This window comes from Planococcus chinensis (assembly GCF_020071995.1).
Classification (GTDB): Bacteria; Bacillota; Bacilli; order Bacillales_A; family Planococcaceae; genus Planococcus; species Planococcus chinensis_A.
Genome location: NZ_JABWTK010000005.1, coordinates 207858 through 221401 on the forward strand (window position 1 = coordinate 207858; position 13544 = coordinate 221401).

The window sequence follows — 13544 nt, forward strand, 5'->3', positions numbered from 1 at the left end:
TAAGACGTGACCACACCGAATCCATCAACATATCGGTTGTGGTTTTTTCTTTATGTTCATCTGTATAAATTGATTGGGAATTATGTAGCTCCCAGGGAAACTCATAATCAGAAATCCGTCTATTCAACTCTAGAGCGGATTTTTTTATACCCATTTGTGTGAGCCTGCCCAAAACAGGGAACCCTTTTATTAGCAGGGAAATACCCTGGCCGGATTGAAAAAGGAGGCTGTCAAAATGGCAGATAAAAGAGATGAAATCATTTTGCGGGGGCTTCGTGAAAATAATTTGAAGAATATTGATTTGAATATCCCGAAAGAAAAGATAAATGTTTTTACCGGCTTATCAGGTTCGGGGAAAAGCTCGGTCGTATTTGATACCTTGGCGACCGAAAGCAGAAGGCAGATGACGTTGAACTATCCGCTCTATATCCGGCACCAGATGCCGAGGTATGAACGGCCGCAAGCCGATTTGATGCAAAACTTGAGTCCCGTGGTCGTGGTGGAACAGAAACCGGTCCGAGGCAATTCGCGCTCGACGGTCGGCACATATACGGACATTGATCCATTGATCCGGCTGTTGTTCTCACGGATCGGCAGCCCGCCAATCGGCTCAGCTACAGAGTTTTCCAGTGACAGTTCTTTCGGGAAATGCCCGGAATGCAGCGGGTTCGGGGAAATCGTAGCGCCGGATATCCACAAACTCATCGACCACTCGAAGTCACTCCGGGACCGCGCGGTGAGATTCAAGCCGCTGGCACCGCCGAGTTGGCAAGGGAGGTGGATGGTGGACGGCGGCTTGTTCGACCCCGATCTTCCCATCCAAGATTACCCGGAAGATAAATACAATCTGCTCGTTTATGGTCCGAAGGAAGGTGAGCGGGCATTTAGCAAATATTATTACAAAGTGGGCAATCGGGACATCGAATGGGACGGCATTCTTCCTAGGTTTATTCGCCTGTATATTAACCGGGACCTCACGAAACTGAAAAACATTTCACAGGAAGATGTTCTGGCGGTGACGGCCAATACCCCGTGTCCGACCTGCGAAGGTTCCGGATTGAATCCGAAAGTGCTGGAAAGCAAGATCAACGGACTCAACATCGCCCAATATGACCGTTTGGAACTGACGGAACTGCTGGGTGAACTGGGGAACATAAAAGATCCGGTCGGCACATCCATCGCGCAGCAGGCCTATCCGAATGTCAAACAGCTGGTGGACCTGGGCTTGGGCTATTTGAGCCTGGCGCGGAAAATGGGGACTTTGTCGGGCGGCGAAGCGCAGCGGGTGAAAATTGCCCGTCATCTGGGCAGCAGCTTGAATAATATTACGTATATTTTCGATGAACCCAGTGCCGGGCTTCATTCGGAGGAAATAAACAAGCTGACGCATATGCTGAAAGATTTACGAGACAATTATAATACGGTCGTCGTAATCGAACACAATTTAGCCGTCATCAAAACGGCGGATGAAATCATCGAACTGGGTCCGGGAGCGGGCGTGGGCGGTGGCGAAGTGGTCTATCAAGGCGCACAGGAAGGATTGAAGAAAGCTTCTGCTATCACCGATTTGGATCATAAAGTCACCATCAATAAAAATCCGCGAAGAGCAGAAAATAGCTTCTCGATCAAAAATGCCGCTGCCAACAACTTGAAAAATGTAAGTGTTGAAATCCCGAAGAATGTGTTGGTCTCGGTATGCGGCGTATCCGGTTCCGGCAAGAGCTCTTTATTGTTTGGCGCATTTAGGGACAACTATCCCGAAACCATTTCGGTGAGCCAGGGCAGCATCGGAACGTCCAGCCGTTCGACACTTGCAACCTATATGGGGATCATGGATGACATCCGGTCGATTCTGGCGAAAGAAACAGGACAGCCGGTGGGATTGTTCAGCTTTAATTCGATCGGAGCTTGTCCGGTCTGCGAAGGAAAAGGAGTAACAACGCCGGACGTAGCGTTTGCGGATCCCGTGACCGTCACCTGTGAAGCCTGCAGAGGAACACGGTATTCAGACGAAGCCTTGTCCCATCGCCACTTAGGAAAAAATATCGTAGAAATTTTAGAGCTGTCGATCGATGAAACCAATCATTATTTAAAAATGCCGAAAATCGTCAAAAAAGTGGATACGTTAAAGGAAGTGGGGTTGGGCTATCTGACACTCGGACAGACGACAAGTTCGCTCAGCGGAGGCGAAGTGCAGCGCCTCAAACTTGCCAGCCACCTGAAAAAAGAAGGGCAGATCTATTTGCTGGATGAACCGTCATTGGGTCTGCACACAAGGGATAATGCTCATCTATTAGACGTTTTCCAGGGACTCGTCGACAAAGGGAATTCGGTCATCCTCATTGAGCACAACCTGAACTTTATCGCCGCGAGCGACTGGGTCATCGAAATGGGTCCAGGCGGTGGAAAAAAAGGAGGCGAAGTCCTGTTTGAAGGAACACCGGAAAAGATGCTGCAGTCGGATACATTGACAGCGAAGTGGTTGAGGAAGGGTATGGAGGGGTGAAAGAGTTCTTCTATGTGATGCGGCCTATCCGCTAAGTTTCATGCGAATGAATTCTTGTTTAACTCTTTCTGGATAGAATCTTTTTTAAACCATACAGAAAAACACCTCCAGCTTGTCGTTGTTGCCACATACGATGCTGGGGTGTTTTTTCCTTGTCTCATTTTATTGGGTCACTCTATTTTCGGATGACAGGTCTTTTTTGAAACTATGTTATTTATTACTGATGAACATCCGTGATCTCTTCCATCAATCCAATCCAGTCTTCTCGCTTGAAATCATACATATCCAGCTCGATCTTCCGCAGAACCAAATGGATGCTGTCGAACTTTTCGTCTGAGCGGAATCTCCACCAGCTTTTCACATTTGACGCCTTTGTGCCTGGCTCATAATACATCAAGGTGCCTTCCGGATTGATGACGTCCTCGACCCGGTCAACGTCCAAAAGATTATGCGGGAAATCAATATAGAGGCCGAGGGACGCTTTATGGGGCGCGATAGACCCAATTTTGTGCATCGATTCCGCGTCTGACTTTTCAAGGGAATCGCTCCAGGGAACCGGGTTGTGGCTGGCAATCAAGATCTTGCCTTCTGCATTCGTTTCAATCTTGCAATTCGGAAGACTGTTAAAGACTTCGAGCATTTCGTCCATTTGTCGCTTTACTGATTTGTTCATTTTGCCACTCCTTCAACTAAGCTATTCGTCCTATCATAATTCAAAACCCCACTGCTGTAAATTGAACAATATTTCCAACTGTTTCAGTATCCAGTTTTCTACATTTCTTGATGCTTAGTTCCTTAATTCACTTACAGGGAGAGAAACAATTGATTTTTGGGAATCGTGTCATTCTCTGGGAAACAAAATTAAATCGAAGACGATTTCAAGGCGAAAAAAGGTTGAATGATCATAGAATCCCGATTACCGCTCATAGAACTCCGAAAAGTGATCATAGAATCCTGATTACCGCTCATAGAAATCCGAAAAGTGACCATAGAACGCGATTAACTGCTCATAGAAATCCAAACATATAAATCGCTTTTATAATAACTCCCGTGCCAGCAACCGATAGACATTCAGCCGTTTTTCCTGGGAATGCGGGATGCTGCAAATCATGGCTTCTTCAAAGCCGTATTGCATTTGCTCCTGCTGCAATTGATTGGCGACGTCTTTTGCGGAACCGACCAAATGGATGTTGCGGCTTGCCTGGATTTGCATGCGGTCCATTTCCGTCAATGCGGAATTTTGTGCTTCTTCCGGTGTCATGAGCGGCATGATGCGGCCTTTCATCAACATGAGGCGTGAAATGTCCTGCGGCAACGCTTCGTATTCCGCTTCTTCGGCGGTTTCAGCCGTTGTCACCAAATACGATACCGAGATTTGAGGTTTCTCCATAAAAGCGGAAGGGACGAAATTTGTCCGGTAGGAATCCAAAATGTCTTTTGTCATGCCTCCGTTGAAGAACTGGGCAAACGAATAGCCAACACCCATTCTTCCCGCTTCCAATGCGCTATTGCCGCTCGAGCCGAGCAGCCAGGCTTCCGGCAATTGGATATGGGTCGGAGAAGCGATGGTTTTATTGTACAGATTGTCTTCCGGTGCTTCGTCGTTGATCAGTTTCAGTGCGGTGTCGAATTTGCCGTACATGTCATCCGTCATCGCCCGTCGTCCTTCAGACAACGCATATATGGAACTGTGGTCGCCGCCCGGTGCGCGTCCGACGCCGAAATCGATGCGGCCAGGTGCCAGTGCACTCAGTGTCTTGAACACTTCCGCCAGTTTCAACGGGGAATAATGCATCATCATCACGCCGCCTGTGCCGATCCGGATATTCTCCGTTTTGGCGCTTAGGTACGCGGCAGTGACTTCAGGCGCTGAGCTGGAAAAGGCACCGGAGCCGTGGTGTTCTGCCATCCACATCCGGCTGTAGCCTAAACTGTCGGCAAGAACCGCAAGTTCTACCGCTTTTTGCATGGCAGCTTCTGCCGTGTTTCCTGTTGTCACAGGAGCTTGGTCCAATACACTTAACTTCATCTATATGACTTCCTTCCTTATATTGCAAGTTTGCACATTAAGGAGTATAGCAGTCGGGCATTGTGAAATCACTCTATCTGCCTGTACCTGTAGGTAGGCTAAGTGGCAACCGCAAATCTTTCCTTGCGGACCTTGCAAAAGCTCGCTACGATGAAAGAAAGACTGAAGAAATGGAAGGGGCGAACGGCGTGAAGGACAAGAAGCAGGAAGTAATTGACGGTTTGACGATCAAGTATCACGCAAACGGCAAAACGATCTGGTCAAAAGGCAAAATCACCGAGAGCCAATCGGAAGGGTACTGGGAATGGTACCGGACAGACGGGACGATTAAGCGCTCCGGCTATTTTGAAAAGGGCGATCCTGTCGGGGAATGGATAACGTATGACAGTGAGGGGAAGACGTACAAAACGACGAACCGGGATAAGTGAAATTGGGCCTTTGAAACTTTTGAATCTTTTTCAGCAGGTGTTCCGTATAATTAAAGCGAGCTAGAAAAAGCTTTCACTTATTCTTTTCGAAAGGCATGATCCAATGGGTACCGTTGCACTTGTCATCTTAATCTTTTTTCTACCGTATGCCTGGTTTCTCTGGTCCAGCATGAGTTCGAAAACCGGGAAACCGCGCTGGAAAAAACCGCTGGCCGTTCTTTTGGCATTGATCCTGATCAGTGCGGGTTTAAACTATTATTTTTCCGATACATATCAGCTTTCTTTTTTCCAAAATGGATTTGAAAGCAAAGTGGCCATCGTGGTTTCGCTGGCGTTTCTGCTAGTTGTTTCAATCATCAACGTAATCACAAGCATTCTTTTCAAAGGGGCGCCCAAGTCGTTCCATAACCCGAAAGTGGCATGGGTTGTCACAGCGGTGCTCTGTGGGACCATCCTGTTTTTCACCATATGGGTGTATCCATTGGCAGAGAAAGCATCCTATATCAACAAAGTCGAGAATGCTTTAGCCTTGTCCGAGGAGCAGCAAGCCGATGAGGAAATCACCGTCGTGTTTATGAGTTCTGAAAAAGAATGCTTCCGGACTTCCACGAATAATTGCACTAACGAAACGTACAAAAACGCATTTTTCCTCAAAAACAATTTGGATACACAAAAAGAGGTCCAGGTGCGGATTCGGGCACTGGACTCCGAAGAAAAAGAATTGAAAGTCATCGAATCGGATATCATGACGCTGGAAGCAGGGGAATTGAAGCTGATCGAGACGGAAGAATCATCTGATCTCGAGAGCATCTGGAGCCGAACTTCCTTTGAAACCGATAAACGGGTTCGTTCTTATGAATCTTTGTTCCGGTACCGGGATGCCGAGTAAAAAAACTGTCAGGTCAAACAACATTCTATCTATATAAAAAATCCGCCCTCTTCAACATGAGGGCGGATTTCTTTTGGCTATCTGTGTATTCGTGTTTAAGGCTTACTCGCCGACCATGCCGTCATGATCATTATCCCGCATGTACGGGTATAACCAATGGTCGCTCATGATTGGCATGCTGAAACCAGCATCTTTTGCTTCTTTGATTGTCACTTGTCCGTTGCCGTTTGTGTCCACGCTGGAAACATCTCCGCCTGTGTTTGCAGGAGCTGACTCCACAGGGGCACTCTCAGCGGCTGCAGTGCTTGAATCAGCAGGTTCACTATCGGTTAAGCCGAGTGATGCATTGACTTCATCCGGGTTCACATTGTCGAATGTATCAACGACTTCGTTGCCCGCTACCGTATACGTGTACTGGTAGCTTGAAGGAATCTGTGTGTCCGTATCCGGGTAAGTGATGACGGCTTCAAAATTCGTCGCTCCGCCTGCATCGCGGATGACGTCTTCCATATAAGCTTGGTCACCATGGCGGTTGAGCGTGCTTTCTTGCGGGGTGATATTGTAGGCATTCGATACCCCGCCAAGAGAATCCGCAATGACATGCCCTTCGTCTAATATGTCACTTTCGACACCTGGAACCTTCGCCTCATCCGAATAATATCTGCCAGCCGATGTTACAGGTTCGCTATCATCATCCTGTAGAATGATTTCGGCAGCAACGACGCGTTCCAGTTGCCCGTGCTCATTCGTGAAGGCCCAATATTCCCGGTCCCCAAACCCGATGTCGACAACGATTTTAGGTTCGCGGTATCCGGACAAATCTCCGCCATCCACTTCGACCAGTTGGTATCCTGCGAACAAATCAGTCTTTTGTTTGGCCGCGGCTTCTGCAGCTGCTTTTTCTTTAGCTGCTAGTTCCTGTGCTGCTTTCTCTTTCGAAAGCTTCTCGGCTTTCGCTTTTTCTTCGGCTGCTTTCACTTTTGCCAGCTCTTCAGCCTTTGCTTTTTCTTGGCTTTCTTTCTCTGCTGCCAGACGCGCTTCTTCTTTTTCCTTTTCCAGCGCCGCCTGTTTTTTAGTTTCTTCCTGAGCAATCCATTGTTCTTCGGCTTTTTCCTCGGCCGCTTTTTCTTTCTGCGCTTCCATCTGTTCACTTTCGACATCGGCTGCAGTTTCAACTTCTTCTGCTGTCATTCCAAAACCGACAAAAGAGCCAATGATTACAATAAATGAAGCACCCGCCGCCAGAGCATTTTGCTTAACCGTCAGCCCTTTTTTGAACAAGGCACTAACCAATAACATAACGATGCTTGCAGCAAAAGCGAGCAAGGCAAGCAGCAATAAGACTAAAAATAAATTGCTCATTTCGTATTTTCCCCCTAATTTCTAACTAGATCTATATGACTATTTTCCAAAGTTGACTATAACATGATTAGGAAGGGAAATACTAGGGGGTGGTAAGTTTTTGTATGGAATTATTTGGATTTATTTATTGAAATGAAATTCCCTTTATCTAATAAACGCTAAGAAATCCGCTCTATTGTTGAATAGAGCGGATTTCTTCATGAATAGGAAACAAACATTTATCGGGTATGTTCGAACTCGATCGCATTCGAGTGATCCAATTATTTTTCCGCTTCCAGCACAGCCTTCACGCTGTTCGGATCAAAAAACTTATCCACTAAATCGTAGATCGTGATGAGCTCGTAAAGAATCGTGAACTCCGGCGGGAATAGGGTAGGCTCCACCGCATCGCTTGCCGTGACGCCTTTGCTGTTCTCCCAAAACAGGTTGGTAATCCGTTTTAATTGGTGCTGATGCTTTTCATGGTCGTAGTCGAGGGAATGCTGCAAGTCGTCCGCAAGTTCCGCAACGGCCTGCATAATGGTATTGCGCTCAGCGGGTGTCCACTCCAAATCATCCAGCGGGATCCGAAGCAAAGCATCCAAATGGAACTCGAGGTTATGCAGAAAGAGCAATTGCCTTTCGGCCATCTGAAGCTCGGCTTCACGGTTGCGAACCCACGGGTATAAGCTGAAATCATCCCGCTGGTAATGAATCAATTTCTCCGTCTTTTTGATTTCCGTTGTCAGCCCTTTAACAATTTCCCGGTCTTCCTGAAGATCCGCATCTCCTTCAAAGAGAATCGTATGGAATGTGTGTTCCAACAATTTGCCTGCACGTTCGCTGATGCTTTGGATGCTGTTTAGAATATCGGCCCGGTAATTCGGCGGGAACACGAACATGTTGACAGCGGTAGAAACGAGCAGCCCAATTGTCGTTGTGCCTAAGCGGATGAAGAACGCAATCAGGAAATGATCGTGGATGACTTCAACCATCGCGACAGAAGTCAATGTCGCGACGAGCAAGCCCGCGTGCAGATTGAGTCGATAACAGATGGCAATCGTGGCAATCGCGGCGAGTGTATAGGTGATCGGGGAATTCCCGAAGAAGGTAATGAAGAGAACGGCGAACGCAGAACCGATCGCAGATGCCGGGAACCGGACAAGTCCTTTTTTGATCGAATCGCTGACGGTCGGCTCAACCGTCACAATGGCCGTGATGACCGCAAAGACAGGCGGCCAGCCGAACCATTCGCAAATAATGGCTGTTAAAAAGATCGCTATCCCGGTTTTTAAAATCCGGCTGCCATTGAAATGAAAGGATCGCATCATCTGTTAACCATCCTTTCTTTTATGGAGTATTTTTACCGTATTTTAGTATATCATTCATTTCTAACTGGATTCCATGGCAATTCTGGTGATGGAGCCACTGAAATCTAGACGTACCGGGAATTTGAGTGGGTGGAGAATCAGGTGGACAGAGTCCAAAAAAACATGGGAAAATGCCCATCCATTTTCGGGTGGGCATTTTTTATGGCAGGCGTCGCATATAAATTTAAGAGAGTTTCTTCCATTAACAAGTTCTACTGATATTCCGCGTATATCGCGACCCATGTATTCACGCCGACAATGCCGTCCACTTTCAAGCCTTTGTCCCTCTGGTACTGCCGGACATTTCTGTTGGTCTCGGCTCCAAAGACCCCATCAACCGCTGTTTTTAATCCGTACTCGTTCAATGTCCATTGGAGAAGCAGCACTTCCATGCGGTTGCTTCCTTCGCGCATGATGAACTGATGCTCCGGTGCAATGTCCATCAAGTTTCTGAGTTCGGTCGGAAGTTCCCCGTCTGGATCTGTTGGTTTTTTATGCTCTGCGTAGATGGCGACCCACGTATTCACGCCGACGATGCCATCGACTTTCAAGCCTTTATCTTTCTGGTACTGCCGGACATTCTTGTCGGTCGCAGCGCCAAATACGCCATCGACCGCTGTTTTTAATCCGTACTGGTTCAATGTCCATTGGAGGAGTTTCACTTCAATCCGTGTGCTTCCTTTGCGCAGCGTGTACTGATGTTCCGGGGCGACGGTCATGAGCTTCGCAAGATTGGCTGGCAGCTTGTCTTCCTTGACTGCAGTTGCATGGCTTACAGCTTCCACCGGCTGAGAGGAGAAGGGAGAGGCAAGCAATAACCCGAATACCAGCAACATGGGAACCCATTTTTTCTTCACGGCTGATTCCTCCTGAATTTGTAGTTGCCCCCTGTGTACCCAGTTTTTGGCTACATGAAACAGCTGGGCAGAAAAATAAAATCCATCAAAATTACCGCTTTTTTGGACAGCCGAAAAAGGAGACGGCTTACCAACTATGGAGGCAATTGTTATTTCTAATACTTTACATTTATAGGGAACTGCTGTCATTGTGACCGCCGTGAAGGTATACTTTAGAAAAAGAAGCATACAGGGGGCGAAGGTTTTGGGTTTATTTGATAAATTTTTAAAAAAGCCGGAAAAAACAGCGGATTTAAGCGGCATTTCATTGAAGAAAAAGACGGCAACGATTGTGTTGGAGAAGAAAAAGCTGACGGGCGTTTCGGCCAGAGTCGGCATTGTGCTGGATATTTCAGGTTCGATGCGGAAATTGTACAACGAAGGCGTCGTACAGGACGTGGTGGAGCGCGTGCTGGCAGTCGCGAGCCAGTTTGATGATGACGGCGAGTTGGATGTTTGGGTTTACGACAACGAATTCTCACGGCTGCCGGCAGCGACCGAGGCAACATTCATGGGCTATGTGGAAAAGAACATCCTGTCAAACTCGGGCGTCCACAAATTCGGCCGCAACGATGAGCCGAAAGTGATGGAAGACGTGATCCGCAAGTACACGAAACAAGACCCGAGCGGTGAGCCGGTGTTCCTTGTCTTCATCAATGACGGCGGATGCAAACCGGGCATCAAGAAATTCATCGTCGAATCTTCAAACCAGCCGATTTTCTGGCAGTTTGTCGGCATCGGCGACTCGAATTTTGATGTCCTGCGGAGACTTGATACGATGGAAGGGCGCGTCGTCGACAACGCGAATTTCTTCCATCTCGACGACATCAGCCAAGTATCAGACGCGGAATTGTACGACCAGCTGTTGAATGAATTTCCGATGTGGCTGAAGGAAGCGAAAGGAAAAGGGATTTTGAAGTAAGCTCTCAGGCCTTCAGTTTACAAAACGTCACCCCATTGGTATATTGAGCGTGAATGCAATGTTTTACAAATACGGCTAAGGAAAGAGGTTGGACAAATGGATGTGCAATTCCCCATTGGAAAATTAGAAGTTCCTGAACACGTAACAACTGAACATGTGCAAGAATGGCTCGGGAAGATCAGCAGCTACACGGCGCGCTTAAGAGAAGCGGTCGATGGACTGGACGATGAGCAGCTCGGCAAAAAGTACCGGGAAGGCAGCTGGACGGTGCGCCAGCTGGTGCATCATATCGCTGATTCGCAGCTGACGATGTATCAGCGCCTTAGACTGGCGTTAACGGATGACAATCCGACGGTCCCGGCTTTTGACCAGGAAAAATGGGCAGAGCTGCCGGACAACGACTTGCCGGTGGAAAGCTCGGTCCGCATTTTGGAAGGCTTGAATGAACGCATCGTTGCGATTGGGAAGCGCGTGACGGACGAGCAATTGACGCGCGTTTTCACCCACGAGACGAACGGCGAAATCAGCGTTGCGACCAAACTCGCCAAACTGTGCTGGCACGAAGAGCATCATCTGGAGCATATCAAAATCGCCTTAGCGAAGTGATGAGCACTAGCTTATCGAAGTCAAAGTTAAAATAAACTTTAATCTTTAGACAAAATCCGTTCTATTTAATGATAGAGCGGATTTTTTTTACCAAAAAAGGGGAATAGGAACTTGTATATAATACCATCGGTGTCAGCTCATCAAATCGAGAAATTCCATGGTTTGATTAGGCAAATCTGCATTGGTTAGTTGTGGTCCTGGAGAAACGCTCAGGAAGGGAGTTTTTTAGATGGATCCGGTCATAGACATCATCCGCATCGTTTTGCCAATTGTTATTGTAGGAGCGATTGCTTTATTTGTAATCAGTCGGCTGAAAGCGAAACAGAAGCGAGGCACGCTCGGCAAGAAAGAAACAACAGAAGCTCAAACGCTGTTGGACAGCTTGATTCCGCTCGGCATGATTGTTGGAATCGGAGGCGGAGTGCTGATCAGTCTCTTGTTCTCCGTTTCCATGTGCCTGGCCATTCCGCTCGGCGCTGGAATTGGGATGCTGGCCGGCTACTATGCTTACGAATCTTACAGCAAAGCAGAAAAGAGCCATTCCTAGAAAATGCCGATACAGATGCAAGGGATTGAATCGATTGAGTTTGGAATCAAGGAAGCGTACGCTTAAAGCAGAAACGAGAGGAGTGGTTGGGAATGGAAGGAGCAATACCAGAATGGACGTTGAATGATGGAACGGTGCTGCCGGTTACCGGACTTGGTACATACGGGCTTTGGGGCAATGCCGGGGCGAACGCCGTCAGCAGCGGCATTTCGCGTGAAGACATCTGGGTGACGTCCAAACTGCCGGGCCGCTACCACAATTACGAGAAAGCCGTAGTGGCGATTCAGGAATCCTTGTACCGTTCAAACCTGGATTATTTTGATCTGTATGTGATCCACTGGCCGCTTCCGAATCAGGACCAATACGTGGAAGCGTGGCAAGCCTTGATTGATGCGCAGAAATGGGGGCTCGTCCGCTCGATTGGCGTCAGCAACTTCCTGCCGGAACACTTGGAGCGCATCATCGGGGAGACCGGAGTCACGCCGAGTCTGAACCAGGTGGAACTGCATCCGTTCTTCAATCAGGAAGAACAACGGAACTTTCACCAGAAACACAATATCCAAACTCAGTCATGGAGTCCGATTGCCCGGGCTGCGGATATTCTGTCGAATGAAACGGTCCAAAAAATCGCTGGAAACCACAACAAGACGGTTCCCCAAATTGTGCTGCGCTGGCAGTACCAGATCGGCTCTGTATCGATTCCGAGATCCACTTCGCCCGAGCGGCAACGGGAAAACCTGGAGATTTTTGATTTCGTTTTAAACGAAAATGAAATGGCTGAAATCGCTGCTTTGACACGTCCGGATGGCAGATTGTTTGATATGGACCCAGCGACTCATGAAGAGTTTTAAGATAAGCACATGCATCAGCACACCCGTCGCAAGACACTGGCGGGTGTGTTTTTTATTCCCTTTTGGCAGGGTTTTGCTGGAAAACAGTTTTGCCGCAAAGCCAATAAGGGAAGAGAAGGGAGAGGAGGGGTTAAAACATGAATAATTTTAAAGCGATTGTTGTGAAAGAGCAGGAAGACGAAGTGGTTTACGGCGTGGAACAAATAGGCGAGGACCAATTGTCAGAAGGGGAAGTCACCATCCAAGTGGCGTATTCGTCGATCAACTACAAAGACATGTTGGCGGTGCAGAAAAAAGGCGGCGTCATCCGGAACTATCCGATGATTCCCGGCATCGATTTGAGCGGTACGGTGGTCGAGTCGGCCGATTCCCGTTTCCAAAAAGGGCAGGAAGTCATCGTCACCGGATTTGAAATGGGCATGAGCCATACCGGCGGCTTTTCCGAATATGCACGCGTGCCAGCAGACTGGGTGGTCGCATTGCCGGAAGGTTTGAGCCTGCGGGACGCCATGGTCTTTGGAACTGCCGGATTCACAGCAGCCTTGTCCATCCTGGCATTGGAGAAAAACGGCATGGATCCGAAAAACGAGCCGAAAATCCTGGTGACCGGTTCGACCGGCGGCGTCGGAAGCGTTGCGCTGCAGCTGCTTGAAAAAATCGGCTACGGGAACATCACGGCATTGGTCCGCAAAGACCATCAAGAAGAAGTGGCGAAATCTCTCGGCGCGCATGCGGTCATTTTCCCGGACGACTTGGGCGAATTGAAAAAACCGTTGAATAAAGAGAAATTCGATTATATCCTGGATACGGTCGGCGGGGACATCACTTCCGTGTTGATCCCGCAGCTTTCCTACGGCGGCAGCATGAGTATGTGCGGCATGGCAGCCGGTGTTGAGCTGAAAGCGACTGTCTTGCCGTTTATCCTGCGAGGCGTCAATTTGCTCGGCATTGATTCGGTCAATGTGCCGATCGACAAGCGCCCAGCAATTTGGGCGAAAATGGCGAAAGACTGGAACATTGCCGGAACGACGTTGGTAGACGAGATTTCGCTCCAAGAAGTGCCAGGCACCATTGATGCCATCAAGAACGGACAGCATCTCGGACGGACGATTGTAAAATGCCAATGAAAAGCTTTGGGCAACAAAAAATAAGGAAAGGA

General features: G+C 48.2%; 13 protein-coding genes. 8 read left to right on the plus strand and 5 right to left on the minus strand.

The window, feature by feature from the left end:
* Window positions 1-235 precede the first annotated feature (235 nt).
* On the plus strand, window positions 236-2506 hold the full coding sequence (locus HU147_RS10230) for an ATP-binding cassette domain-containing protein (protein WP_224076132.1): 2271 nt from the start codon (window positions 236-238) through the stop codon (window positions 2504-2506).
* Window positions 2507-2723: 217 nt separating this feature from the next.
* Here HU147_RS10230 and HU147_RS10235 read toward each other — a convergent pair whose 3' ends face one another.
* Entirely contained in the window at window positions 2724-3179 is a 456-nt protein-coding gene (locus HU147_RS10235; protein WP_224076133.1) for a hypothetical protein, read from the minus strand.
* A 363-nt stretch (window positions 3180-3542) separates the two neighbouring features.
* On the minus strand, window positions 3543-4535 hold the full coding sequence (locus HU147_RS10240; RefSeq protein WP_224076134.1) for an MsnO8 family LLM class oxidoreductase: 993 nt from the start codon (window positions 4533-4535) through the stop codon (window positions 3543-3545).
* Window positions 4536-4597: 62 nt separating this feature from the next.
* Between HU147_RS10240 and HU147_RS10245 the strand changes: the two genes are divergently transcribed.
* Window positions 4598-4963: a hypothetical protein gene (locus HU147_RS10245; protein ID WP_224076135.1), complete on the plus strand. Its 366-nt coding sequence runs from the start codon at window positions 4598-4600 to the stop codon at window positions 4961-4963.
* 103 nt (window positions 4964-5066) lie between these two features.
* Complete coding sequence (locus HU147_RS10250) at window positions 5067-5852, plus strand: hypothetical protein (RefSeq protein ID WP_224076136.1); 786 nt, start codon at window positions 5067-5069, stop codon at window positions 5850-5852.
* A gap of 102 nt (window positions 5853-5954) precedes the next feature.
* On the opposite strand, the gene HU147_RS10255 is transcribed toward HU147_RS10250, so the two are convergent.
* The 3 genes from HU147_RS10255 to HU147_RS10265 form a co-directional block, all read right to left on the minus strand.
* Entirely contained in the window at window positions 5955-6884 is a 930-nt protein-coding gene (locus tag HU147_RS10255; protein WP_440137297.1) for a DNA/RNA non-specific endonuclease, read from the minus strand.
* 590 nt (window positions 6885-7474) lie between these two features.
* Window positions 7475-8524 (minus strand): aromatic acid exporter family protein, encoded by a 1050-nt coding sequence (locus tag HU147_RS10260; protein ID WP_317985511.1) that lies wholly within the window; start codon window positions 8522-8524, stop codon window positions 7475-7477.
* Between the two features lie 251 nt (window positions 8525-8775).
* Window positions 8776-9420, minus strand: coding sequence for a peptidoglycan-binding domain-containing protein (locus tag HU147_RS10265; protein WP_224076137.1), 645 nt, complete (start codon window positions 9418-9420; stop codon window positions 8776-8778).
* Between the two features lie 244 nt (window positions 9421-9664).
* On the opposite strand from HU147_RS10265, the gene HU147_RS10270 reads away from it, so the two are divergent.
* The 5 genes from HU147_RS10270 (at window position 9665) to HU147_RS10290 (ending at window position 13512) form a co-directional block, all read left to right on the plus strand.
* A complete protein-coding gene (locus HU147_RS10270; RefSeq protein ID WP_224076138.1) occupies window positions 9665-10381 on the plus strand; it encodes a vWA domain-containing protein in 717 nt (238 codons plus the stop codon).
* A gap of 96 nt (window positions 10382-10477) precedes the next feature.
* Complete coding sequence (locus HU147_RS10275) at window positions 10478-10987, plus strand: YfiT family bacillithiol transferase (RefSeq protein ID WP_224076139.1); 510 nt, start codon at window positions 10478-10480, stop codon at window positions 10985-10987.
* A gap of 229 nt (window positions 10988-11216) precedes the next feature.
* Window positions 11217-11534, plus strand: coding sequence for a hypothetical protein (locus HU147_RS10280; protein WP_224076140.1), 318 nt, complete (start codon window positions 11217-11219; stop codon window positions 11532-11534).
* Window positions 11535-11626: 92 nt separating this feature from the next.
* A complete protein-coding gene (locus tag HU147_RS10285; RefSeq protein WP_224076141.1) occupies window positions 11627-12385 on the plus strand; it encodes an aldo/keto reductase in 759 nt (252 codons plus the stop codon).
* 137 nt (window positions 12386-12522) lie between these two features.
* Entirely contained in the window at window positions 12523-13512 is a 990-nt protein-coding gene (locus tag HU147_RS10290) for a YhdH/YhfP family quinone oxidoreductase (RefSeq protein WP_224076142.1), read from the plus strand.
* The last annotated feature ends 32 nt before the right edge of the window (window positions 13513-13544 follow it).